Below are 22440 nucleotides of genomic sequence, written 5' to 3'. Positions count from 1 at the left end.
ATGTGCTCTGCACCGAAGCAAGGAGTGACGCTGCCCGCCAGCGTCGACCTGGAGAAGGAAACGGTGATCACCGGCCGCGTGGTGGACAGCGACGGCCAGGCGGTGGGCGGCGCGTTCGTGCGTCTGCTGGACTCGTCCGACGAGTTCACCGCCGAGGTGGTGGCGTCGGCCACCGGCGATTTCCGCTTCTTCGCCGCTCCGGGATCCTGGACGCTGCGCGCACTCTCGGCGGCCGGTAACGGCAACGCCGTGGTCACCCCGTCGGGTGCGGGCATCCACGAGGTCGACGTCAAGATCGCCTGACGCACCGGCTGACCCGATCGGGACAGCGGGGAACGAATAGACTTGTCCCCGTGGTGTTGTTCTTCGAGATCATGCTGGTCGTGGCGGTCGTGGTGATTTCCTGGTTTGCGCTCTACACGCTGTACCGGCTCATCACCGACGAGTCGTGACTCCCGCCGGCGACGATCCGTCGGGGCCGGCGAGCTCCGGCGACCGGGCGGTGGCCGCCGCCGCGGAGCGCGCCAAGCTGACCGCCGGCCGTAACATCCCGTCCTTCGACGACCTGCCCCTGCCCGCTGACACCGCGAACCTGCGCGAGGGCGCCAACCTCAGCGACGCGCTGCTGGCACTGCTGCCGCTGGTCGGAGTGTGGCGCGGCGAGGGCGAGGGCCGGGGCCATGACGGCGACTACCGGTTCGGGCAGCAGATCGTGGTCTCCCACGACGGCGGCGACTACCTGAACTGGGAGGCCAGGTCCTGGCGGCTGAACGAGACGGGTGACTACCAGGAGCGCGGCCTGCGCGAGACCGGTTTCTGGCGGTTTGTCCGCGATCCCGACGATCCCAGCGAATCCCAGGCGATCGAACTGCTGCTGGCGCATTCGGCGGGCTACGTCGAACTGTTCTACGGGCGCCCGCGCACCCAGTCGTCGTGGGAGCTGGTGACCGATGCGCTGGCCCGCAGCCGATCCGGTGTGCTGGTGGGCGGCGCCAAACGGCTCTACGGCATCGTCGAAGGCGGAGATCTGGCCTACGTCGAGGAACGGGTGGATGCCGACGGCGGGCTGGTGCCGCATCTGTCGGCGCGACTGTCCCGGTTCGCCGGGTAGCGGCCGGCCTGTCTGGGCCAGGCACATCCGCCCCGAACATGGAGCGGCCCCCGAGCCGTGTTCCTGGTCGGACAAAAACCGGAAGCTCGGGGGCCGGGTGACTACGGGGAATTCGCCAGCGCACAAATAACGCCGGCTCTTCGAAAGCCGGCGCAGCTAGCGCGCAGCCACCTCACATGTCCATGAAGCTATCAATTTCGCGGACCACCTCCTTCCTTGTGTACGGCCGACCGTACCCGCGGATCGGCGAGCCGACAACAGAATTCAGCGCTCAGCGATCGCTGACGATGGCGGCGTCGACCAACTCGGCGAACTCGGCCGCCATCGGCGCGCGCGGCAGCGGGCGCCCGTCGAGGGTGTGCACCCTTGCGGCCAACGTCATGCTGGAGATCAGCCAAACACCTTGGGCGGCAAACAAATCCGCGACCCGCAGCGCCCGGTAGTCGCAGTCGTAGCCCTTGGCCCGGGCCACCTCGAACAGCGCCTGCTGGGTGGTGCCGCGCAGGATCGGATACCACGGCGGCGGCGTCAGCAGGCACGGGCCGCCGCCGGGCGCCTCGGAGTCGGTGGCGATCACCACGGTCGAGCGCGGGCCTTCCAGGACGTAGCCGTCGGTGCTGACGAAGACGACGTCGCCGGCGTCGTGGCGGGCGGCATGACGCAGGGCCGCCATGTTGATCGCGTACGACAGCGTCTTGGCGCCGGCCAGCAGCCACGGCATTGCGTCGACACCGGTGGCGGGCAGCCCGCGATCGAGGGTGATCGCCGCCAACCCGTCGCGCCGGACCGCGGTGACGCGGTCGGGGACGGCGGTGACCATGACGTAGGCCGTCGGCACCGAACCGCCCTCCCGACCGCGGCTGTAGACCAACCGCATCGCGCCTTCGTCGGCGCCGCCCGCACACCACCGCCGGGTGGCCGCCTCGATCGCGCTCCGCCAGCGCGGCAGATCCGGCTCCGGCAGCTCGGTCAGCGCGGCCGACTGGGTCAGCCGCTGCAGGTGCGATTCGATCAGGCAGGCCCGGCCGTCGCGCACCAACAGCGTCTCGAAGACACCGTCGCCGCGCACCGCCGCCAGGTCGTCGGCGTGCAGCAGCGGCGCGTCCGGCGCATGCACCTCGCCGTCCAGCGTGACGATCACTCCCGTCCGGCCAGCCATGGTCGTGAAGCCTATCGGCTCGCGGTCGCCCGCCGAGTGTGAAGCCGGCCGCACACCCGAGGCGGGCCGCGCGCGGTCCGTAGAGTTGACTCGTGACCCACCCAGTCCCCGCCCCCGACACCGGACCCGACGCGGGCGCCGTCTGGCATTACGGCGACCCCTTGGGCGAGCAGCGCGCGGCCGAGACCGAGGCGCTGGTCATCGACCGGTCACACCGCGGTGTGCTCACCCTGACCGGCGCCGACCGGCAGACCTGGTTGCACAGCATCTCGACGCAATACGTCAGCGACCTGCCCGAGGGGGCCAGCACCCAGAACCTGAGCCTCGACGGCCAGGGCCGAGTCGAGGACCACTGGATCCAGACCGAGCTGGCGGGCACCACCTACCTCGACACCGAGCCGTGGCGGGCCGGGCCGCTGCTGGACTACCTGCGCAAGATGGTGTTCTGGTCCGACGTCACCCCGGCCGCCGCCGATCTGGCGGTGCTCTCGCTGCTCGGCCCGAAGCTGGCGGAGCGGGCCGTGCTCGACGCGCTCGGGGTGGATGCGCTGCCCGCCGAGGCGGCCGCGGTGCCCACCCGCGGCGGCTTCCTGCGCCGGATGCCGGCCGGCCCCGCCGGCCGGCTGGAACTGGACCTCGTGGTTCCGCGCGCCGAGGCCGCCGACTGGCGGAATCGCTTGGCGCAGGCCGGAGTACGGCCCGGCGGCGTATGGGCGTACGAGGCCCACCGGGTGGCCGCCCGGCGGCCGCGGCTCGGCGTGGACACCGACGAGCGCACGATCCCGCACGAAGTGGGTTGGATCGGCGGCCCCGGCCAGGGCGCCGTCCACCTGGACAAGGGCTGTTACCGCGGGCAGGAGACCGTCGCGCGGGTGCACAACCTGGGCCGACCGCCCCGCATGCTGGTGCTGCTGCACCTCGACGGCTCGGTGGATCGGCCCGCGACGGGTGATCCGGTGCAGGCCGGCGGGCGCGCGGTCGGCCGGCTGGGCACCGTGGTCGACCACGTCGATCTCGGGCCGATCGCCCTGGCGCTGCTCAAGCGCGGGCTGCCCGCCGACACCGCGCTGGCAACCGGTCCGCAGGCCGCGGTGGCCGCGGTGATCGACCCCGATTCGCTGCCTGCAGCCGAGCAGATCGGCGCCGGGCGGTTGGCCGTTGAACGGTTGCGGGGCGGTGCGGGATAATGAACGGTAACGTCCGCCACAGCGAGCAGGGGGCGCCGACGCCCAGTGGCGAGGCACGGTAAACTGTCGACAGGACAATACGACACCAGGAGATCGGAGCCGCCTACTCGTTAGGCCGCTCCGTTATTGCGCGAGGGGGTTCCCCCATGGGCCGCGGCCGGGCTAAGGCAAAGCAGACCAAGGTTGCACGAGAACTCAAATACAGTTCTCCGCAGACCGACTTCCAGCGGCTTCAGCGCGAGCTGTCGGGAACGGGTTCGGACGACTCCAACGACCTGGACACCGACGGCTCCGACCAACCCTGGGACGACCAGGACGGCTGGCGAGGCTAACAGCGACAATCCGGCGCCGATGCGTACTGCACCGGCGCCGTGTTGGTTCTACCGCGGCGCGGCCATTGCAAAATCTCGTTCAAAATCTCGGGTGTTGGCCCACGAGTTTGGCCCGCGGTCCCGCCTTGCCGCCTTTGCCCACGGTGCCCAGCACCCAGCAGTCCAGGTGCCGGGCGGTCAGGATGGCCAGGGCCCGGTCGGTGTCCTCGGGGGCGACGACGGCGATCATGCCGACACCCATGTTGAACGTCTTCTCCATCTCCTCGCGGGTCACCCGGCCGCGCTGGGCGATCATGGCGAACACCGGCGCGGGGGTCCAGGTGCCGCGGTCCAACTCGGCGACCAGCCCGTGCGGGATGACGCGCGCCAGGTTGCCGGCCAGTCCCCCACCGGTGACGTGGCAGAACGTGCGCACGTGGGTTTCGGCGGCCAGCGCCAGGCAGTCCTTGGCATAGATGCGGGTGGGTTCGAGCAGCTCTTCGCCCAGTGTGCGGCCGAACTCCTCGACATAGCCTTCCAGGTTCATCCGGTCGATCTCGAGCAACACGGTGCGGGCCAACGAGTATCCGTTGGAGTGCAGACCCGACGAGCCCATCGCGATGATGACGTCGCCGGGTTTGACCCGATCCGGCCCCAGCACGTCGTCGGCCTCGACCACGCCGACGCCGGTGGCCGAGATGTCGTAGTGGTCGGGTTCCATCAGGCCCGGGTGTTCGGCCGTCTCCCCGCCCAGCAGCGCGCAGCCGGCCCGCACGCAGCCCTCGGCGATGCCACTGACGATGGCGCTCAACCGTTCCGGCACCGTGCGGCCCACCGCGATGTAGTCCTGCAAGAACAGCGGCTCGGCGCCGCACACCACCAGGTCGTCGACCACCATCGCCACCAGGTCCAGCCCGACGGTGTCGTGCTTGTCCATCGCCTGGGCGACCGCCAGCTTGGTCCCGACGCCGTCGGTGGAGGCCGCCAGCAGCGGCTCGCGGTACTCGCCGCGTAGCGCGAACAAGCCGGCGAATCCGCCCAGGCCGCCCCGCACCTCGGGTCGCGTGGCCTTGGTCGCCAGCGGCTTGAACAATTCGACAGCGCGATCGCCGGCTTCAATGTCCACCCCGGCCGACGCGTAGGTGATGCCCTGACTGCCCGAGTGGCGTCCGGGGCTTTTTCCGGGATCCGTCATCGCGATAAAGGCTACCGGTCGGCGCTGACCGCCGGTATCAAACGTCGGCGAACGAGCCGCTCAGTGGACGACGGGCACTTCGTCGGCCGCCAGGTCGTCGAGCCCGGCGCCCCGGGCCGCGTTGGCGAGCATGTGCTCGATGACGTTCTTGCCCAACGCCGTCTCGCCGGGCAGTTCGATCGGGTACTGGCCGTCGAAGCAGGCGGTGCACAGCCGCGACGCCGGCTGCTCGGAGGCTGCGATCAGGCCACGCAGCGAGATGTAGCCCAGCGAGTCGGCGCCGATGGCGTGCCGCACCGCCTCGAGCATCTCGTGTTTGTCCTCGACCGCGTTGGCGATCAGTTCGGCCGGCGACGGGAAGTCGATGCCGTAGAAGCAGGGCCATTTGACCGGCGGCGAGGCGATGCGCACGTGCACCTCGACGGCGCCGGCCTCGCGCAGCATCCGCAGCAGCGCCCGCTGGGTGTTGCCGCGCACGATGGAGTCGTCGACGACGATGAGCCGTTTGCCGCGGATCACCTCGCGAAGTGGGTTGAGCTTGAGCCGGATACCGAGTTGACGGATGGTCTGCGACGGCTGGATGAAGGTGCGCCCCACGTAGGCGTTCTTCATCAGCCCCTGTCCGTAGGGGATGCCGGATTCCTGGGCGTAGCCGACGGCGGCGGGGGTGCCCGACTCGGGCACCCCGATCACCAGGTCGGCCTCGACGGGGCGTTCCCGGGCCAGCCGCCGGCCGATCTCGACCCGGGTGGCGTGCACGGACCGGCCGGCGATGGTGCTGTCCGGTCGCGCCAAATAGACGTACTCGAAGACGCAGCCCTTCGGGGTGGGATTGGCGAACCGGGTGGAGCGCACTCCGTCGGCGTCGATCGCCAGCAGTTCGCCCGGTTCGATGTCGCGCACGAACGAGGCGCCGACGATGTCGAGCGCGGCGGTCTCGGAGGCCACCACCCAGCCGCGGTCCAGCCGTCCCAGCGAAAGTGGCCGCACCCCATGCGGATCGCGGCACGCATAGAGCGTGTTCTCGTCCATGAAGGTCAGACAGAAGGCGCCGCGCACCGTGGGCAGCAGGTCCAGCGCGGCCTGCTCCAGGGTGGAGTCGGCGGCGCCGTGCGCCAGCAGCGCGCCCAGGATGTCGGAGTCGGTGGTCGCCGGGGCCGGCGCGCGCTTGGCGATCAGCCCGGCGTCGCGGGCCCGCGCGGCCAGCTCGGCGGTGTTGACCAGATTTCCGTTGTGCCCCAAGGCAACTCCGGTGCCGGCCGCAGTATTGCGGAACACCGGCTGCGCGTTCTCCCAGGTGGTGTCGCCGGTGGTGGAGTAGCGGCAGTGCCCGATGGCGACGTGGCCCTGCATCGCGGCCAGCGTCTGCTCGTCGAACACCTGGCTGACCAGGCCCAGGTCCTTGAACACCAGCACTTGGGATCCGTCGGCGACGGCGATGCCGGCGGCCTCCTGCCCGCGATGCTGCAGCGCGTAGAGGCCGTAGTAGGTGAGTTTGGCGACTTCCTCGCCCGGGGCCCAGACCCCGAATACACCGCATTCCTCGCGGGGTGCGTTGAAGTCCTGCTCGGGTTCGGCGACGGTCACGATTGGGCGGCTCCCCGGGGAACGGTTGGTGACGTAACGGAGTCTACGGGCAGCGCGGCCGCGCCGCCGAATCCGCCGGGCGTGTTGACCGGCGAAATCCCGGCCCGCCGGGGTAAACCTGCACTTCAGGGTTATGTTCAGCCCACGTCGAACAGGGGCAGGCAGTGTTCGATCTCACCGGCGCGGGAGCCGGAAAGGCGCAGCGCACCGGTGCGCCTGGCGTCGGCGAACGCCAGCTTGCCGGTGACCAGCAGCAGCCAGGTCCGCGGTTCGGTTTCCACCACGTTGGGCGGCGTGCCGCGGGTGTGGGCGGGCCCGGGGATGCACTGCACCGCGGCGAACGGCGGGATGCGCAGCTCCACGCTGCGGCCGGGCGCCGCCGCGGCCAGGGTGCGGGCGGTGAGCCGAACGGCCGTCGCCACCTCGTCGCGGGCGGGCTCGGGAGCGGACTCGTCCCGCAGCCACTGCGCGACGGCCAGTACCGCATGCCGGGTCTTGGCCGGGTCGGGCTTGTCGCGGGGCGCCATAGACCCAGGGTCTCAGATTCGTGGGGCCGCGTTTCGCCCGGAACGATGCCGCACCGCGAGCACCGCGATCGCCCCGGCCTCGTTGACGGCCAGGTGCGCCAGCATGGGGGCGGCGAGGCTGCCGCAACGGTCGGTGAGCCAGCCGAAGAACCAGCCCCCGACGGCAGTGACCAACACGGTGCCGGCCACCGGCTCGCCGATGGCACGGGCGTCGGCGATGTGTGAGAGCCCAAAGGCTATGGCCTGCAACAACATTGCGCCGCGTCTGCCGAACGCGGCGGAGCCGGCGGCGGTCAGCGCCGCGCGAAAGGCGGCCTCTTCCGACCAGACGGTGCCCACCGGTATGCGCAGCAGCAGCCAGTCCGGCGCCGGGGCCGGCGGCTCGCGCCCGGCCATCGACTCGCGCACCGCGGGCACCAGAGTGGTCGCGGCGACCGCGCCCGCCGCACAGCCGGCGACCGCCGCCCGCACCGCAACCCGGCCACAGCCGCGGCGGGTGCAGGCCCAGCGGCGCCGCGTCAGCGCCACCAGCGCGGCACCCATCCCGGCCTGCAGCACCATGCGAGCCCGGCCGGCAGCCGCGGGCCGGCGAAGCTCCAGCCGACCAGGGCGCCGGCCAACGACAGCGCGGCGGTTCGACGAAAAAGGCTGGGCCGCATCAGGTTTGGCGGCGGGTGTTCATCCGAACAGCCGGGGCAGCACCGACTCGGAGGTCTGCCGCAATTCGGCCAACGGAACCGTGAACAGCCCCTGCACCTCGACCTCGTCGGAGGCCTGGTCGACGACGCCGATGCGCACCGCCGGCAGTCCCCGCGCCTCGCACATGGAACGGAACCGGCTCTCCTCGGTGCGCGGCACCGCCACCAGCACCCGGCCCGCCGACTCGGAGAACAACGTCACGAACGGGTCGGCGTCCTCGGGAAGCACGATGCGACAACCGGTTTCGCCCGCCAGGGCGGCCTCGACGACGGCCTGGGCCAGGCCGCCCTCGGACAGGTCGTGCGCCGCGGACACCAGGCCGTCGCGCGACGCCGCGCGCAGCACCTCGGCGAGCAGCTTCTCGCGGGCCAGGTCGACCTTGGGCGGCAGGCCGCCCAGATGGTCGGCGGTCACCTGTGCCCACACCGAGCCGTCGAACTCGTCGCGGGTCTCGCCGAGCAGCATCAGGGTTTCGCCGGGCTCGGCGCCCAGGGCGGTGGGCAGCCGTCGGCTCACATCGTCGAGGACGCCGAGCACTCCCACCACCGGGGTGGGCAGGATCGCCGCCGACCCGGTTTGGTTGTAGAAGCTGACGTTGCCGCCGGTCACCGGAATCCCCAGGGCCACACAGCCATCCGCCAATCCGCGTACCGCCTGGGCGAACTGCCACATCACCGCGGGGTCTTCGGGCGAGCCGAAATTGAGGCAGTTGGTCACCGCGACCGGGGTGGCGCCGGTGACGGCGACGTTGCGGTAGGCCTCGGCGAGCGCGAGCTGCGCACCGGCGTAGGGGTCGAGCATGGTGTAGCGGCCCGAGGCGTCGGTGGACACGGCGATGCCGCGGCCGGTGGTCTCGTCGACGCGCAGCACGCCGCCGTCGGCGTGTTCGGCCAGCACGGTGTTGCCGCGCACATACCGGTCGTACTGCTCGGTGATGAACGCGCGGCTGCACAGGTGCGGACTGCCAAGCAGCGCAAGCAAAGTGGCCCGCAGCTCGGCGCCGGTGGCCGGGCGGGGCAGCCGTGCCGAGCTGTCGGCGTTCAGGGCGTCCTGGGTGTCGGGGCGGGCGAGCGGTCGCTGGTACACCGGGCCTTCGTGGGCGACGGTGCGCGGCGGCACGTCGACCACCGTCTGCCCGTGCCAGGTGATCCGCAGCCGGTCGCCGTCGGTGACCTCGCCGATGACGGTGGCCAGCACGTCCCACTTGCGGCACACCGCCAGGAAGGCGTCGACGTTCTCCGGTGTGACCACCGCGCACATCCGCTCCTGGGATTCGCTGCACAGCACCTCCGCGGGCGTCATGCCGGCGGTGCGCAGCGGCACGGCCTCCAGCCGGACCTCCATCCCCCCGTCCCCGGCGGACGCCAATTCAGAAGTGGCGCAAGCTAATCCGGCACCGCCCAGGTCTTGGATGCCGACCACCAGCCCACCGGCGTAGAGCTCCAGGCAGCACTCGATGAGCACCTTCTCCATGAACGGGTCGCCCACCTGAACCGAGGGCAGCTTCTTGCGCGAGTTCTCCGCATCGAAGGTGTCCGACGCCAGCACCGATACCCCGCCGATGCCGTCCAGCCCGGTGCGGGCGCCGAACAGGATGATCTTGTTGCCCGCGCCGGAGGCGAAGGCCAGGTGCAGGTCCTCCTGGCGTAACACGCCGACGCACATGGCGTTCACCAGCGGGTTGCCGGCGTAGCAGGCGTCGAAGACGGTCTCGCCGCCGATGTTGGGCAGGCCCAGCGAGTTGCCGTAGCCGCCGATGCCGCGCACCACGCCGTCGAGCACGCGGCGGGTGTCCGGCGCATCGGCGGCGCCGAACCGAAGCTGGTCCATCACTGCCACCGGGCGCGCGCCCATCGCCATGATGTCGCGCACGATGCCGCCGACGCCGGTGGCCGCCCCCTGATAGGGCTCGACGTAGGAGGGGTGGTTGTGCGATTCCACCTTGAAGGTGACCGCCCAGCCGTCGCCGATGTCGACGACGCCGGCGTTCTCGCCGATGCCGGCCAGCATGCCGGCGCGCATCTCGTCGGTGGTGGTCTCCCCGAAGTAGCGCAGGTGCACTTTGGACGACTTGTAGGAGCAGTGCTCGCTCCACATCACCGAGTACATCGCCAGCTCGGTGTCGGTGGGCCGGCGGTCCAGGATTTCGCGGATGCGCTGGTATTCGTCGTCTTTGAGGCCCAACTCGCCGAATGGCTGCGGCTCGTCGGGGGTGGTCGCGGCGCGCTCGACGGTGTCGATCGCCTGGGTGGGCGCACTCGTCGGGGAGACAGTCACGCCCGCCAGTCTATGGCGCACCGGCCCTGCCGGCGCCGCTGCCGGGGCCAGCCCGCGGCGAAGGTTTGTCCGCAGGGTGGGCGGGTAGCCGCCCTGTGTCCGAGGACGAACGCAAAACGGAGGAGACAATGACAGTCGAAACCGGACATGTCACCGGCACCAAAGACAAGAACTACAACCTCATTTGGTTCACCGAGAAGTGTCTCGACAACGCCTTGCGGCTGGAAACCTACATTCAGGACGCCGAGCGCGACGGGGACAACGACGTCGCCGAGCTGTTCCGTAAAGCGCAGTCGGACAGCCGCAAGGGCGCCCAGATGGCCGAGCAGTTGTTGGCCAAGCGCCTCTAGCTACGGGCGCACCAGGCAGAACACATTGCCCTCGGGGTCGGCCAGCACCACCCAGCGAAAGCTCTCACCGAACTGGTGCCGGCCGACCTCGTTCGCTCCAGCCGCCGTCAGCCGCGACACCTCGGTGTCGAGATCGGCGACACCGAGATCGAGGTGCACGCGGTTCTTCCCGGGCGTGGGATCGGGCACCTTCTGAAACCCCAGCCGCAGCCCCTCGGGGAAGCTCACCGCGGTGAACTCGCCGGCGAGGATGTCGTGCGTCGTGCCGCCGAACTGCTCGGCCCACCAGCCGGCCAGCCGCGCGGGGTCCCGGCAGTCGAAGGTCACCATCTCCACGTTGAGCCCCATACCGGCCGAGCCTATGCCGCTAGCCGGGAGAAAGGAACGCGTGCATCGCGGCCGAGTACGCGGCGACGTCGTGCGCGCCCATCAGCTCGCGCGCGGAGTGCATCGCCAGCTGCGCCGCGCCCACGTCGACCGTCGGGATGCCGGTGCGCGCCGCGGCCAGCGGGCCGATCGTCGACCCGCACGGCAGGTCGGCCCGGTGCTCGTAGCGCTGCAGCGTCACCCCGGCCTGCCGGCAGGCCAGCGCGAAGGCCGCGGCGGTGCGGCTGTCGGTGGCGTAGCGCAGGTTCGGGTGCACCTTGAGCACCGGTCCGGCGTTGACGGCGATCGGGTGGCCGGGCTCGTGGCGCTCCGGGTAGTTGGGGTGGGTGGCGTGTGCCATGTCCGCCGAGACGAGCAGCGAGGCCGGCAGCCGGGACAGGTAGTCCTCCCGAGTACCGCCGGCCGCCAACACAATTCGCTCCAGCACGGTGCTCAGCAAGTCGGAGTGCGCGCCGTGGTCCGAGGACGACCCGACCTCCTCGTGGTCGAAGAGGACCAGGACGGGCAGCGGCCCGCTCGGCTCGGTCGCCAGCAGCGCCTCCAGGCCCGCGTAGCAGCTGGCCTGGTTGTCCAGCCGGGGCGCGCTGAGCAGGTCGGCAGTTCCGTTCTCCGAGGCGCCGATCAGCGTCGAGGGCGTCAGGTCGTGGGTCATCAGGTCGGCGGCCAGCACGTCGCCCGGCGCCACCGCGGCCCGTGCCGCGACGTAGTCGACGAACGACCGCGCCGACTCGCCGACGCCCCACACCGCGTTGACGTGCCGCTGCGGATCCAGCGTCACCGACTTGCGGTCCTCGGCCAAATGGATGGCCAGCTGCGGCACCCGCAGGATCGGCTCGTCGATGCGGACCAGCCGGTGGCTGAGCCCGGAACCGTCGCGCACCGACAGGCGTCCGCTGATGCCCAGGTCGCGGTCCAGCCACGAGTTGAGCCAGGCGCCGCCATAGGGCTGCAGCGCCACCACCCGCCACCCGGCGACCGTCCGGTCGGGATGCTGCTTGACCCGCAGGTTCGGGCTGTCGGTGTGCGCGCCGACGATCCGGAACGGGCCGTCGGCGCCGGTTGAATTCCAGGCCACCAGGGAGCCGGCCCGCACGGTGAAGTAGCGGCCGGGCTGCGATGGCCAGTGTTTAGCCTCGTCCAGTTCGGTGTACCCGGCAGCGATCAGCCGAGCGGCCACCGTGGCGCAGACGTGAAACGGCGACGGAGAGGCGTCGATGAACTCGCAGAGCCCTTGCGCACTCGCTGAGGACTTCGTCTGGTTTCGAGGCCCGCCGGACATGGTGAACATCATGGCTGTCCGCCGTCACGGCGTTCACGTTAGGGTCATCCACGTGCCCCCCGTCCAGCCACAGCCCATCCTCGCGCCGCTCACCCCGGCGGCGATCTTCCTCGTGCTGACCGTCGACGACGGCGGCGAGGCGACCGTGCACGAGGCGCTGCAGGACATCTCGGGGCTGGTGCGCGCGATCGGTTTCCGCGAGCCGCAGAAGCGGTTGTCGGCGATCGCCTCGATCGGCTCGGACGTCTGGGACCGTTTGTTCTCCGGGCCGCGCCCCGCCGAGCTGCACCGCTTCGTCGAGCTGCACGGCCGCGGCACACCGCTCCCGCCACACCCGGGGACCTGTTGTTCCACATCCGGGCCGAAAGCCTGGACGTCTGTTTCGAACTGGCCGACCGGATCCTTAAATCGATGGCCGGCGCCGTCACCGTCGTCGACGAGGTGCACGGCTTCCGGTACTTCGACAACCGCGACCTGCTCGGGTTCGTCGACGGCACCGAAAACCCCGACGGCGCACTGGCCGTCAGCTCCACCGCGATCGGCGACGAGGACCCCGACTTCGCCGGCTCCTGCTACGTCCACGTGCAGAAGTACCTGCACGACATGTCGGCGTGGACCGCGCTGTCGGTCACCGAGCAGGAGAACGTGATCGGGCGCACCAAGCTCGATGACATCGAACTCGACGACGACGTCAAACCCGCCGACGCCCACATCGCGCTCAACGTCATCACCGACGACGACGGCACCGAGCTGAAAATCGTCCGGCACAACATGCCCTTCGGCGAACTCGGCAAGAGCGAATACGGCACCTATTTCATCGGCTACTCGCGCACCCCGCGAGTCACCGAACAGATGCTGCGCAACATGTTCCTCGGCGACCCGCCCGGCAACACCGATCGCATCCTCGATTTCTCCACCGCGGTCACCGGTGGACTGTTCTTCTCTCCCAGCGTCGATTTCCTCGACGACCCGCCACCCCTGCCCGCGCCTGCGATGCCGGCGGCACCCCCGGCGCGGAACGGCTCACTGTCGATCGGCAGCTTGAAAGGAACAACTCGATGAACAACCTCTACCGCGATCTGGCACCGGTCACCGAAGCCGCTTGGGGTGAAATCGAATTGGAGGCCAGCCGGACCTTCAAGCGCCATGTCGCCGGCCGGCGGGTGGTCGACGTGAGCGAGCCCGGCGGTCCGGCCGCCGCGGCGGTCAGCACCGGCCGACTGATCGACGTCGAGGCACCCACCAACGGTGTGGTGGCCCACCTGCGGGCCAGCAAACCCCTTGTCCGGCTGCGGGTTCCGTTCACCTTGTCGCGTTACGAGATCGACAACGTCGAGCGCGGCGCCAACGACTCGGACTGGGATCCGGTCAAGGAGGCCGCCAAGAAGTTGGCGTTCGTGGAAGACCGGGCCATCTTCGAGGGCTACGCGGCCGCGTCGATCGACGGCATCCGTTCGGCCAGCTCGAACAAGCCGCTGGCCCTGCCGCCAGACCCCCGCGAGATTCCGGACGTGATCACCCAGGCGATCTCCGAACTCCGGCTGGCCGGTGTCGACGGCCCCTACTCGGTGCTGCTGTCCGCCGACGTCTACACCAAGGTCAGCGAGACCACCGAACACGGCTATCCGATCCTCGAACACATCGACCGGCTGGTTCCCGGCGACATCATCTGGGCGCCGGCCATCGACGGTGCTTTCGTGCTGACCACCCGCGGCGGCGACTTCGACCTGCAACTCGGGACCGACGTGTCGATCGGCTACACCAGTCACGACGCGGACACCGTGCAGCTGTACCTGCAGGAGACGCTGACCTTCTTGTGCTACACCGCCGAGGCCGCCGTCCCGCTCACCTCGTGAGAACCAATGGCCACCGCGGACGGATTTCACCCGGACTTCGACGACGCGACACCGCACGTCGCGCGCAACCGCGTGTATCACGTCAAGGCGTCACAGCTCAGCTCCGATACCGCACAGTCGGAGGGCCTGCGGCGCTTCGCCGCGCTGTCCGGCAACTCGGTCGGGTCGGAAAAGCTGTGGATGGGTGAGACGCACGCGTTCCCCGGATCGGCGTCGGACAACCATCACCACGGCGAATCCGAGACGGCGATCTATGTGCGAACCGGCAACCCGGAGTTCGTCTTTCACGACGGTGTCCATGAAGTCCGCATCGCCACCGCGCCCGGTGACTACGTCTTCATCCCGCCTTACCTGCCGCACCGGGAGGAAAACCCCGACCCGCACACCACCGCCGAGGTGGTAATCGCGCGCAGCACCCAGGAGGCCATCGTGGTCAACCTGCCCGCGCTGTATCCGCTGACCGATCCCGACTGACGCCACGGCGACCCGAAACCCGTTGTACGCCAATATTTTCCGCCTACCCGGTTGGCGACGGCGGTCGTGCTTGCGGTGCTCGCGCTTTACGGCCAGCAAATGAGACGTTTTAATACATCTCGTGGTCCCCGACCAGCTCGACCTCGACGCCGCCGACCTGCGGATCTCCCGGGGCAGCGTGCCGGCCAGCACCCAGCTCGCCGAAGCGCTCAAGGCGGCCATCGTCAAACAGCGGCTGCCTCGCGGTGCGCGGCTGCCCACCGAGCGAGAGCTGGTCGATCGCACCCGGGTGAGCCGGGTCACCGTGCGCGCGGCGGTCGGGCTGCTCGAACGCCAGGGCTGGCTGGTGCGCCGCCAGGGCCTGGGCACCTTCGTGGCCAACCCGGTCAAGCAGGAACTCGGGCCCGGCGTGCGCACCATCACCGAGGTGCTGGCCGCCTCGGGCATCACCCCGAACGTCGACGTGCTGTCGCATCGCGTCGAGGACGCCCCGCAACGCATCGCCGAAACGCTGCACCTGACCAAAGTCCTTTGCGTGCACCGGCGTTTCCGCGACGGCGAGCAGCCGCTGGCCCTGATGATCGCCTACCTGCCGCCGGGGTTGGGCAAGGCCGTCGAACCGTTGCTGAAGAGCGCGACCGACACGCAGACCGGGCGGGCGATGGAAAGCACCTACACCATGTGGGAGCGGCGACTCGACACCCCGATCGCCCGAGCCAGCTACGAGATCCACGCCGCCGGCGCCTCCGTGGAAGTGGCCGGCGCCCTGAATCTGCCGTTGGGGTCGCCGGTGCTGGTGCTCGAACGCACCAGTTACGGCCATGACGACACGCCCCTTGAGGTGGTGGAGTTCCACTATCGCCCGGAGCGGTACCGGTTTTCGGTCACGCTGCCGCGCACGGTGCCCGGACCGGGCGCCGGGATCGTGGAGCGGAGCCGCTGACTCAGCGAATTCTCAACAGATTCTTCGGTGGCGCACCGGTTGGCTCCCAGCGTCCGCAAATTCGCCGGCGGCAGCATGTTCGTCATGACGAACGAGCAGAGCTGCGCGAACCTGGTGGAGCGCTACTTGCGCACGCGCGGCCGGCGGTATTTTCGCGGCCACCACGACGGCGAATACTTCTTCGTGACCGCCGCTCCGCGGCGGCTGCATGTCCACTTCGAGATTTCGCCCGCGCACGACGACGTGTTGATCATCCGGGTCAGTCCGGGGTGCTACTTCCCCGCGTCCGACCGCCCGTGGCTGACCTACTTTTCCGACCGGTGGAACCGTCTGGGCCGGCGCGTCACCGCGATCGTGCACGGTTCGTCGGATCCGCAGCGGATCGGCGTCACGGCGCGCAAGTCGCAATGGATCCGAAACGGCGTCGGCTTCACCGATTTCGCCGCTTTTCTCGACGAGACGATCGCGGACGCGACCCAACTCTTCGAGGAGTTGAACCCCGCCGCACCGTCGGCGCACGCACCGTTGCTGCGCGACGCGGGCTGACGTCCCGGCGCTCAGCCGGCGAGCACGCCGTCCAGCACCGAATAGAACAGGCCCAGGCCGTCGTCGGAAGGCCCGGTCAGCGCCTCGATGGCATGTTCGGGATGCGGCATCAGCCCCACCACGCGGCCGTCGGCGGAGCTGACGCCGGCGATGTCGCGCTGGGAACCGTTGAGGTTCTCGTGGTAGCGGAACACCACCCGTCCCTCGCCCTCGAGTTCGTCGAGCACGTCGGCGGGGGCGACGTAGCGGCCCTCACCGGATTTCAGCGGCACCAGCAGATCCGCGTCGGGTTCGAACCTCGACGTCCACGCCGTCGACGTCGAGGCCACCCGCAGCCACACGTCGCGGCAGATGAAGTGCAGACCCACGTTGCGGGTCAACGCGCCGGGCAGCAGCCCGGCCTCGCAGAGCACCTGAAAACCGTTGCAAATTCCCAACACCGGCATTCCGCGGCGGGCGGCGTCGACGACTTCGGTCATCACCGGGGCGAACCGGGCGATCGCCCCGGCCCGCAGGTAGTCGCCGTAGGAGAAGCCGCCGGGAACCACCACCGCGTCGACGCCCTTGAGGTCGGCGTCGGCATGCCACAGGCTGACCGGCTGCGCACCGACCCGTCGCGCCGCCCGCGCGGCGTCCACGTCGTCGAGCGTCCCGGGGAAGGTGATGATCCCGATGCGTGCGGTCACTGCGTCTCCCGGCTGATCGTCCAGTCCTCGATCACGGTGTTGGCCAACAGCGTTTCGGCGATCTCGGCGAGCGCCGCATCGTCGACGCTGTCATCGACCTCGAGCTCAAATCGCTTGCCCTGCCGCACATCTGAGATCCCGGAATGCCCGAGCCGGCCCAGTGCGCCGACAATCGCCTGACCCTGCGGGTCCAAGATCTCCGCTTTGGGCATCACACTCACGATCACCCGGGCCACCGGCGCTCCTCCTGTGTTGGCGTTTTCCGCGCCAACTCTACCGGCGAAAGCGCAGCTCGGGATCACGGGCACGAGGCGATGTAGGCCTCGCACAACGACGCGTTCATGGCGCCCAGCACCGGGTCGTCCGCCATCGCCGGCCACGGCGTCTGCGGCGGCGCCGACGACCACAGCGTCAGCTCGCTGATCGTGCTGCTGGCCGGGTGCGCCAGCAGATAGGTGTGCATCACCACCGGGCCGCTGATCACGGCGGCCATCCGGGTCGGCTCGTCGCTGGTCAGCGACGGCGATTCCTGCGGCGCGCGCTGCTGGCAGCCGCGCAGCGCGGCGACGGCGTTGCCGAACACCGTGGCCGCGACGGCGCCGCCGTGGGCGGTGTCGCCGCGCCAGTGCAGCACCTGCGCCTGCAGCTGCCACTGCCCGTCGGGATGGGCAACCGTCGAACGCGCCACCACCGCCGAGTCGCGCGGGTCCTGCGGCAGGGCCGGCGCGCCGCACAGCTCCTCGAACCGGAAACGCGGGCCGGGCGCCGCGCCGGTGGTGTGCGCCGCCTGACCGGCGAGCGCGGGCCAGTGGTACACCGCATCCAGCGGCACCGCATGCTGATCGATCCACGCGGTGTTGGGGATCCGGTCGCATATCGCCGGGCAAGTCTCGGGCTCGCCGTACGCAGGAATGACGACGATCAGAGCAACCGCGAAGCTGCCGGCGACCACCATGGTGGCCAGGAAGACGCGCATCGGCAGCTTGTCCATCAAGGCACAATCGTAGATATGCAACTGACGCATTTCGGCCATTCGTGCCTACTTGCCGAGTTCGACCACACCCGAGTGCTCTTTGACCCCGGTACCTTCGCACACGGTTTCGAGGGCATCACCGGCCTCACCGCTATCTTGATCACCCATCAGCACCCCGACCACATCGACGCCACCCGGCTGCCGGCATTGCTCGAGGGTAACCCGGATGCCGCGCTGTACGCCGACCCACAGACCACCGCCCAACTGGGCGCACCCTGCCGGGCGGTGCACGTCGGCGACGAGCTGCAGATCGGCGAGCTGACGGTTCGCGCGGTCGGCGGTAAACATGCGGTGATCCACCCGGAAATCCCTGTGATAGAGAACATTTCGTTTCTGGTGGGCGACGGCGGCCATCGCGCCCGGTTGATGCATCCCGGCGACGCGCTGTTCGTGCCCGACGAGCCGGTGGACGTGCTGGCCACCCCGGCCGCGGCCCCGTGGATGAAGGTGTCCGAGGCGGTGGACTACCTGCGCGCCGTGGCGCCCGCCCGCGCCGTCCCCATCCACCAGGGCATCATCGCCCCGGACGCGCGCGGCATCTACTACGGCCGGCTCTCGGAGATGACCAGCACCGACTTCCAGGTGCTGCCCGAAGAGGACGCCGTCACCTTCTAGCGCTCGGCCTCTTAGGTGATGTCGTCGGCGACGCCGCGACCGGCAGCGCGGCCGGAGAAGATGCACCCGCCGAGGAAGGTGCCTTCCAACGCGCGATAGCCGTGCACCCCGCCGCCGCCGAATCCGGCCGCCTCGCCGGCCGCGTACAGTCCGGTGAGCGGGGTGCCGTCGGCGCCCAGCACCCGCGAGGCGAGGTCGGTTTCGATGCCGCCCAACGTCTTTCGCGTCAGGATATGTAGTTTGACCGCGATCAGCGGTCCGGCCTTCGGGTCGGTCAGCCGGTGTGGCGCCACCACCCGGCCCAGCCGGTCGCCCAGATAACCGCGGGCGGCGCGGATCGCGGTGATCTGGCCGTCCTTGCTGAACCTGTTGGCCACCTCGCGGTCGCGGGCGGTGACCTCGGCCTCCACCGTGGCGTAGTCCAGCGGCGCCACGTCGGGCAGCTTGTTCATCGCGGTCACCAACTCGCGCAACGAATTCGCGCTGACGAAGTCCACCCCCCGGTCGACGAACGCCTGCACCGGTCCGGGCGGCCCGGAGCGCGCCCGGTTGCGCAGCAGTTCACGCACGCTCTGCCCGGTCAGGTCGGGGTTCTGCTCCTGGCCGGAAAGCGCGAATTCCTTCTCGATGATCTTGGCGTTCAACACGAACCAGGTGTAGTCGAAGCCCGATTTGGTGATGTACTCCAACGTGCCGAGGGTGTCGAACCCCGGGTAGAGCGGAACCGGCAGCCGCTTGCCGTTGGCGTCCAGCCACAGCGAGGACGGGCCCGGGATGATGCGGATGCCGTGCCGCGGCCAGATCGGCTCGTAGTTGGTGATGCCCTCGGTGTAGTGCCACATCCGGTCCGGGTTGATCACCCGCGCACCGGCCCGCTGGGTGATCTCGATCATCCGGCCGTCGACATGTGCCGGCACACCGCTGAGCAATTGTTCGGGGACGCGGCCCATCCGCTTCGGCCAATTCTTGCGCACCAACTCGTGATTGCCGCCGATGCCGCCACTGGTCACGATCACCGCGTCGGCGCGAAACTCGAACTGCGCTATGGTGTTTCGTGACGACGCGACACCGCGCGGCGCGGCGGAGGGCTCCAGCACGCTGCCCCGGACGCCGGTCACCGCGCCGCCCTCGACGATCAGTTCGTCGACCCGATGGCGGTGCGCGAAACGCACGGTCGAGCGATCCCGCAATCGGCGGGCGAAGATCTCGACCAGCGCCGGGCCGGTACCCCAGGTGATGTGGAAGCGGGGGACCGAATTGCCGTGTCCCTGTGCGCCATAGCCGCCGCGCTCGGCCCAGCCGACCAACGGGAAAAGCTTCAACCCCCGGGCACGCAACCAACTGCGTTTCTCGCCCGCGGCGAAATCGACATAGGCGTGCGCCCATTGGCGCGGCCAGAAGTCCTCGGGGCGGTCGAACGCCGCGGTGCCCAGCCAATCCTGCAGCGCGAGTTCATGGCTGTCGCGGATGCCCAGCCGGCGCTGCTCGGGGCTGTCGACGAAGAACAGGCCGCCGAACGACCAGAAGGCCTGCCCGCCCAGGTTGGCGCTGTTCTCCTGGTCCAGGACGAGCACCCGCAGGCCGCGGTCCACCAGTTCGCAGGCGGCGACCAGGCCCGCCAATCCGGCCCCGACCACAATGGCATCCGCGCCGAAACCCGCCACCGATGAATCGCTCATGTCGGACCAGGGTAGTGCCCCGGCCGCCGCGCGCGACTCGCTTGGTCAGGCAGCGTCCAGGGCGGCCCGGTCGGAGCGCCAGCGATACACCGTCGGTTCGCAGTTGTGCATCAGGGCCAGGTCGACGGCGTCCAGCATGGCCTGCAACGGGCCGGGTTTGCGGAGATGGCGAGCCGCGACCGCCACCCGCACCACGCCGTGGCGGCGGGCGATCCGCTCGGCGGACAGCACCACCATCCGGCACCACCACGGCTCGCTGAGGAAGCCCTCGCCGATGCCGAGGACCCGGGCGCGCACGGTGCTGTGCCGGACCAGGTCGGTGATCCCGTGCAGGTCGGCCAGCAAGCGAAATCCGTTGCCCGGCAACGCCTTGACGACCCCGGGTGACACCACCCAGCCGGGCGCGGCGAACAGCCGGGTGCGCAGCCCGAGATGTTCGAGCACCCGGTCGGCGGCCATCAGCCTCAGGTTGGCCTCGTGCGCACGCAGAATCGCGAACTCGCCGCGCCGCTTCTTGGTGGCAGCGTCGTCGTAGCCGTGCAGCACGATGGCGTCCCCACCGGCCCGGCGGCCGGTCAGCCATTCGACGGTTCGCGGGTCGTGGTCGAGCCGGTAGTCGCCGGACAGCCGGGGAGCCACCAGCAATGACACCGGCACGTTGCGCGCGTCCATTTGTGCGCAGAACGCCTCCACGTCGGGCAGGGTGCGTTCGCCGATGCCCGAGACGGAGACGATCAATTTTCCAGACACACCAGCAGTTTGACGATCTCAGGTGTCGGAATGGTGAAGGACACGCAGACAGCAGGCGTATATGCGCTCACCCAGCGCGATAACTGAATTGGCGGCCGCCGGGGCCGGCGAATCCGGTCTGTTCGATATGCTAAGCAACGCCATGGATGAGGCCCCGTACGCAGCGGCCAAAACGCCGCCGCATGCCCCGACCGGGCAGCCGGGCGCCACCGAACGGGAATACCCCGACAAGCTGGACGCCGCGCTGCTGCGGATCTCCAGTGTGTGCATCTTGGCCACCGTGATGGCGATCCTGGATGTCACGGTCGTCAGCGTCGCCCAGCGCACCTTCATCGACCAGTTCTCCTCCTCGCAGGCCGTGGTGGCCTGGACGATGACCGGCTACACGCTCGCCCTGGCCACCGTCATCCCGATCACCGGGTGGGCGGCGGACCGGTTCGGCACCAAACGACTGTTCATCGGCTCGGTGCTGGCCTTCATGCTGGGCTCGCTGCTGTGCGCGCTAGCGGCAAACATCTTGCAGCTCATCGTCTTTCGGGTGGTTCAGGGCATCGGCGGCGGCATGTTGCTGCCGTTGGGTTTCATGATCTTGACCCGGGAAGCGGGGCCGCGGCGGCTCGGGCGGCTGATGTCGATCCTGAGCATCCCGATGCTGCTCGCCCCGATCGGCGGCCCGATCCTGGGCGGATGGCTGATCGACACCTCGAGCTGGCGGTGGATCTTCTTGATCAACGTGCCGATCGGGCTGCTCACCGTCGCCCTGGCCGCCGTCGTGTTCCCCCGCGATCACCCGGCCCGCTCGGAGACCTTCGACGCCGTGGGCGTGCTGCTGCTCTCGCCGGGCCTGGCCACGTTCCTGTTCGCGGTGTCCTCCATCCCCGGCCGCGGCACCGTCGCGGACCGGCATGTGCTGATACCGGCGGCGATGGGGCTGACGCTGATCGCCGGGTTCGTCGGGCACGCCTGGCATCGCGCCGATCATCCGCTGATCGACCTGCGGCTGTTCCGCAATCCGGTGCTCACCCACGCCAACGTGACGATGCTGGTCTTCGCCACCGCCTTCTTCGGCGCCGGGCTGCTGCTGCCGAGCTATTTCCAGCAGGTGCTGCACCAAACGCCGATGCAGGCCGGCGTGCACATGATTCCCCAGGGACTCGGCGCCATGCTGACCATGCGGTTGACCGGACCGCTGGTGGACAGGCAGGGGCCGGGCAAGGTGGTGCTGGTCGGCATCGCGCTGATCACCGCCGGCCTGGGCGCCTTCGCCTTCGGGGTCGCCAGGCAGGCCCCTTACCTGCCGACGCTGCTGGCCGGGCTGGCGATCACCGGCCTGGGCATGGGCTGCACCATGATGCCGCTGTCCGTCGCCTCGGTGCAGGCGCTGGCCCCGCACCAAATCGCGCGCGGGACGACGCTGATGAGCGTCAGCCATCAAGTGGGTGGCTCGATGGGCACCGCGCTGATGTCGATGATCCTGACCAACCAGTTCAACCGCAGCCCCAACATCGTCGCCGCCAACAAGCTGGCCGCCCTGCACCAGAAGGCGGCCGCCGGCGGGACGCCGATCGACCAATCCGCAATACCCCGGCAATCGCTTGCTCCCGGTTTTTGGGGCAATGTGTTGCACGACCTTTCGCACGCCTATACCGCGGTATTCGTGATTGCCGTTGTGCTGGTGGTTTGCACCATCATTCCGGCGTCGTTTCTGCCGAAAAAGCCCGCCACCGAAACCGCCGGCAAATGACATAACCGCGCCGCCGGATCAGCACCAGCGCGTTTATCGCTTAAC

General features: G+C 69.6%; 23 protein-coding genes and 2 pseudogenes. 12 read left to right on the top strand and 13 right to left on the bottom strand.

Features of this window, described 5'->3' with window-relative positions:
* The gene (locus NF20_RS01900) at window positions 1–303 is read left to right on the top strand and encodes a DUF1416 domain-containing protein (RefSeq protein ID WP_003877205.1); all 303 of its coding nucleotides are present in this window, start codon (window positions 1–3) and stop codon (window positions 301–303) included.
* Between the two features lie 145 nt (window positions 304–448).
* On the top strand, window positions 449–1111 hold the full coding sequence (locus NF20_RS01890; protein WP_019732696.1) for an FABP family protein: 663 nt from the start codon (window positions 449–451) through the stop codon (window positions 1109–1111).
* 271 nt (window positions 1112–1382) lie between these two features.
* Here the strand turns inward: NF20_RS01890 and NF20_RS01885 are convergent, their stop codons facing one another.
* Complete coding sequence (locus tag NF20_RS01885; protein ID WP_019732695.1) at window positions 1383–2252, bottom strand: aminodeoxychorismate lyase; 870 nt, start codon at window positions 2250–2252, stop codon at window positions 1383–1385.
* Between the two features lie 110 nt (window positions 2253–2362).
* Here NF20_RS01885 and NF20_RS01880 point away from each other — a divergent pair, with 110 nt between their 5' ends.
* Window positions 2363–3457, top strand: a complete 1095-nt coding sequence (locus NF20_RS01880; protein ID WP_011723733.1) for a YgfZ/GcvT domain-containing protein — start codon at window positions 2363–2365, stop codon at window positions 3455–3457.
* A gap of 146 nt (window positions 3458–3603) precedes the next feature.
* Window positions 3604–3789, top strand: a complete 186-nt coding sequence (locus NF20_RS01875; protein ID WP_003875800.1) for a DUF3073 domain-containing protein — start codon at window positions 3604–3606, stop codon at window positions 3787–3789.
* 79 nt (window positions 3790–3868) lie between these two features.
* On the opposite strand, the gene purM is transcribed toward NF20_RS01875, so the two are convergent.
* The 5 genes and pseudogenes from purM to purL form a co-directional block, all read right to left on the bottom strand.
* Window positions 3869–4963 carry a phosphoribosylformylglycinamidine cyclo-ligase gene (purM, locus tag NF20_RS01870; protein ID WP_003877203.1) on the bottom strand — a complete coding sequence of 365 codons (1095 nt, stop codon included), beginning with the start codon at window positions 4961–4963 and terminating at the stop codon, window positions 3869–3871.
* A 60-nt stretch (window positions 4964–5023) separates the two neighbouring features.
* A complete protein-coding gene (gene purF / locus NF20_RS01865; RefSeq protein ID WP_003875798.1) occupies window positions 5024–6550 on the bottom strand; it encodes an amidophosphoribosyltransferase in 1527 nt (508 codons plus the stop codon).
* Between the two features lie 137 nt (window positions 6551–6687).
* A complete protein-coding gene (locus NF20_RS01860) occupies window positions 6688–7077 on the bottom strand; it encodes a sterol carrier family protein (protein ID WP_023861906.1) in 390 nt (129 codons plus the stop codon).
* A 12-nt stretch (window positions 7078–7089) separates the two neighbouring features.
* Window positions 7090–7736 (bottom strand): annotated as a pseudogene (locus tag NF20_RS27540) (lysostaphin resistance A-like protein).
* 19 nt (window positions 7737–7755) lie between these two features.
* Entirely contained in the window at window positions 7756–10053 is a 2298-nt protein-coding gene (gene purL, locus NF20_RS01850; RefSeq protein ID WP_033717192.1) for a phosphoribosylformylglycinamidine synthase subunit PurL, read from the bottom strand.
* A gap of 128 nt (window positions 10054–10181) precedes the next feature.
* Between purL and NF20_RS01845 the strand changes: the two genes are divergently transcribed.
* The gene (locus NF20_RS01845; protein WP_003875794.1) at window positions 10182–10403 is read left to right on the top strand and encodes a hypothetical protein; all 222 of its coding nucleotides are present in this window, start codon (window positions 10182–10184) and stop codon (window positions 10401–10403) included.
* Here the strand turns inward: NF20_RS01845 and NF20_RS01840 are convergent, their stop codons facing one another.
* A complete protein-coding gene (locus tag NF20_RS01840; protein ID WP_019733919.1) occupies window positions 10404–10751 on the bottom strand; it encodes a VOC family protein in 348 nt (115 codons plus the stop codon).
* 19 nt (window positions 10752–10770) lie between these two features.
* Entirely contained in the window at window positions 10771–12078 is a 1308-nt protein-coding gene (locus NF20_RS01835; protein ID WP_033713110.1) for a M18 family aminopeptidase, read from the bottom strand.
* Between the two features lie 37 nt (window positions 12079–12115).
* On the opposite strand from NF20_RS01835, the pseudogene NF20_RS01830 reads away from it, so the two are divergent.
* The 5 genes and pseudogenes from NF20_RS01830 (at window position 12116) to NF20_RS01810 (ending at window position 15888) form a co-directional block, all read left to right on the top strand.
* Window positions 12116–13131 (top strand): annotated as a pseudogene (locus tag NF20_RS01830) (Dyp-type peroxidase).
* Entirely contained in the window at window positions 13128–13925 is a 798-nt protein-coding gene (locus tag NF20_RS01825) for a family 1 encapsulin nanocompartment shell protein (protein ID WP_019733270.1), read from the top strand. Before NF20_RS01830 ends, NF20_RS01825 begins: the two are co-directional and overlap by 4 nt.
* 6 nt (window positions 13926–13931) lie before the next feature.
* Complete coding sequence (locus NF20_RS01820) at window positions 13932–14399, top strand: cupin domain-containing protein (RefSeq protein ID WP_009974919.1); 468 nt, start codon at window positions 13932–13934, stop codon at window positions 14397–14399.
* Between the two features lie 121 nt (window positions 14400–14520).
* Window positions 14521–15342, top strand: coding sequence for a GntR family transcriptional regulator (locus tag NF20_RS01815; RefSeq protein WP_019733271.1), 822 nt, complete (start codon window positions 14521–14523; stop codon window positions 15340–15342).
* A gap of 84 nt (window positions 15343–15426) precedes the next feature.
* Complete coding sequence (locus tag NF20_RS01810) at window positions 15427–15888, top strand: hypothetical protein (RefSeq protein ID WP_033713109.1); 462 nt, start codon at window positions 15427–15429, stop codon at window positions 15886–15888.
* Window positions 15889–15899: 11 nt separating this feature from the next.
* Here the strand turns inward: NF20_RS01810 and purQ are convergent, their stop codons facing one another.
* From purQ to NF20_RS01795, 3 genes are all read right to left on the bottom strand, one after another.
* A complete protein-coding gene (purQ, locus tag NF20_RS01805; protein WP_003875787.1) occupies window positions 15900–16574 on the bottom strand; it encodes a phosphoribosylformylglycinamidine synthase subunit PurQ in 675 nt (224 codons plus the stop codon).
* A complete protein-coding gene (gene purS, locus NF20_RS01800; protein ID WP_003875786.1) occupies window positions 16571–16810 on the bottom strand; it encodes a phosphoribosylformylglycinamidine synthase subunit PurS in 240 nt (79 codons plus the stop codon). Before purS ends, purQ begins: the two co-directional genes overlap by 4 nt.
* 62 nt (window positions 16811–16872) lie before the next feature.
* Window positions 16873–17607: an ATPase gene (locus NF20_RS01795; RefSeq protein ID WP_179299262.1), complete on the bottom strand. Its 735-nt coding sequence runs from the start codon at window positions 17605–17607 to the stop codon at window positions 16873–16875.
* On the opposite strand from NF20_RS01795, the gene NF20_RS01790 reads away from it, so the two are divergent.
* The gene (locus NF20_RS01790; RefSeq protein WP_009974914.1) at window positions 17584–18222 is read left to right on the top strand and encodes an MBL fold metallo-hydrolase; all 639 of its coding nucleotides are present in this window, start codon (window positions 17584–17586) and stop codon (window positions 18220–18222) included. The genes NF20_RS01795 and NF20_RS01790 overlap by 24 nt on opposite strands.
* Window positions 18223–18233: 11 nt before the next feature.
* On the opposite strand, the gene NF20_RS01785 is transcribed toward NF20_RS01790, so the two are convergent.
* Both NF20_RS01785 and NF20_RS01780 read right to left on the bottom strand, forming a co-directional pair.
* Window positions 18234–19901 carry an FAD-binding dehydrogenase gene (locus tag NF20_RS01785; protein WP_023866564.1) on the bottom strand — a complete coding sequence of 556 codons (1668 nt, stop codon included), beginning with the start codon at window positions 19899–19901 and terminating at the stop codon, window positions 18234–18236.
* Window positions 19902–19946: 45 nt separating this feature from the next.
* Window positions 19947–20651, bottom strand: coding sequence for a DUF2334 domain-containing protein (locus NF20_RS01780; RefSeq protein ID WP_003875782.1), 705 nt, complete (start codon window positions 20649–20651; stop codon window positions 19947–19949).
* Window positions 20652–20778: 127 nt separating this feature from the next.
* Between NF20_RS01780 and NF20_RS01775 the strand changes: the two genes are divergently transcribed.
* Window positions 20779–22395 (top strand): DHA2 family efflux MFS transporter permease subunit, encoded by a 1617-nt coding sequence (locus NF20_RS01775; protein WP_224112913.1) that lies wholly within the window; start codon window positions 20779–20781, stop codon window positions 22393–22395.
* Window positions 22396–22440 lie beyond the last annotated feature (45 nt).

Origin of the sequence: Mycobacterium sp. MAC_080597_8934 (assembly GCF_000523975.1) — a bacterium.
Lineage (GTDB): Bacteria > Actinomycetota > Actinomycetes > Mycobacteriales > Mycobacteriaceae > Mycobacterium > Mycobacterium avium.
This window is presented reverse-complemented; position numbering and strand designations above follow the sequence as displayed.

Coding starts and splice junctions, on each gene's coding strand:
- NF20_RS01840 (WP_019733919.1), bottom strand. CDS start 10,751: ATGGGGCTCAACGTGGAGATGGTGACCTTCGACTGCCGGGACCCCGCG.
- NF20_RS01775 (WP_224112913.1), top strand. CDS start 20,779: ATGCTAAGCAACGCCATGGATGAGGCCCCGTACGCAGCGGCCAAAACG.
- NF20_RS01875 (WP_003875800.1), top strand. CDS start 3,604: ATGGGCCGCGGCCGGGCTAAGGCAAAGCAGACCAAGGTTGCACGAGAA.
- purM (WP_003877203.1), bottom strand. CDS start 4,963: ATGACGGATCCCGGAAAAAGCCCCGGACGCCACTCGGGCAGTCAGGGC.
- NF20_RS01795 (WP_179299262.1), bottom strand. CDS start 17,607: ATGGCCGAAATGCGTCAGTTGCATATCTACGATTGTGCCTTGATGGAC.
- NF20_RS01820 (WP_009974919.1), top strand. CDS start 13,932: ATGGCCACCGCGGACGGATTTCACCCGGACTTCGACGACGCGACACCG.
- NF20_RS01900 (WP_003877205.1), top strand. CDS start 1: ATGTGCTCTGCACCGAAGCAAGGAGTGACGCTGCCCGCCAGCGTCGAC.
- NF20_RS01835 (WP_033713110.1), bottom strand. CDS start 12,078: ATGTTCACCATGTCCGGCGGGCCTCGAAACCAGACGAAGTCCTCAGCG.
- NF20_RS01845 (WP_003875794.1), top strand. CDS start 10,182: ATGACAGTCGAAACCGGACATGTCACCGGCACCAAAGACAAGAACTAC.
- NF20_RS01790 (WP_009974914.1), top strand. CDS start 17,584: ATGCAACTGACGCATTTCGGCCATTCGTGCCTACTTGCCGAGTTCGAC.
- NF20_RS01785 (WP_023866564.1), bottom strand. CDS start 19,901: ATGAGCGATTCATCGGTGGCGGGTTTCGGCGCGGATGCCATTGTGGTC.
- NF20_RS01860 (WP_023861906.1), bottom strand. CDS start 7,077: ATGGCGCCCCGCGACAAGCCCGACCCGGCCAAGACCCGGCATGCGGTA.
- NF20_RS01810 (WP_033713109.1), top strand. CDS start 15,427: ATGACGAACGAGCAGAGCTGCGCGAACCTGGTGGAGCGCTACTTGCGC.
- NF20_RS01825 (WP_019733270.1), top strand. CDS start 13,128: ATGAACAACCTCTACCGCGATCTGGCACCGGTCACCGAAGCCGCTTGG.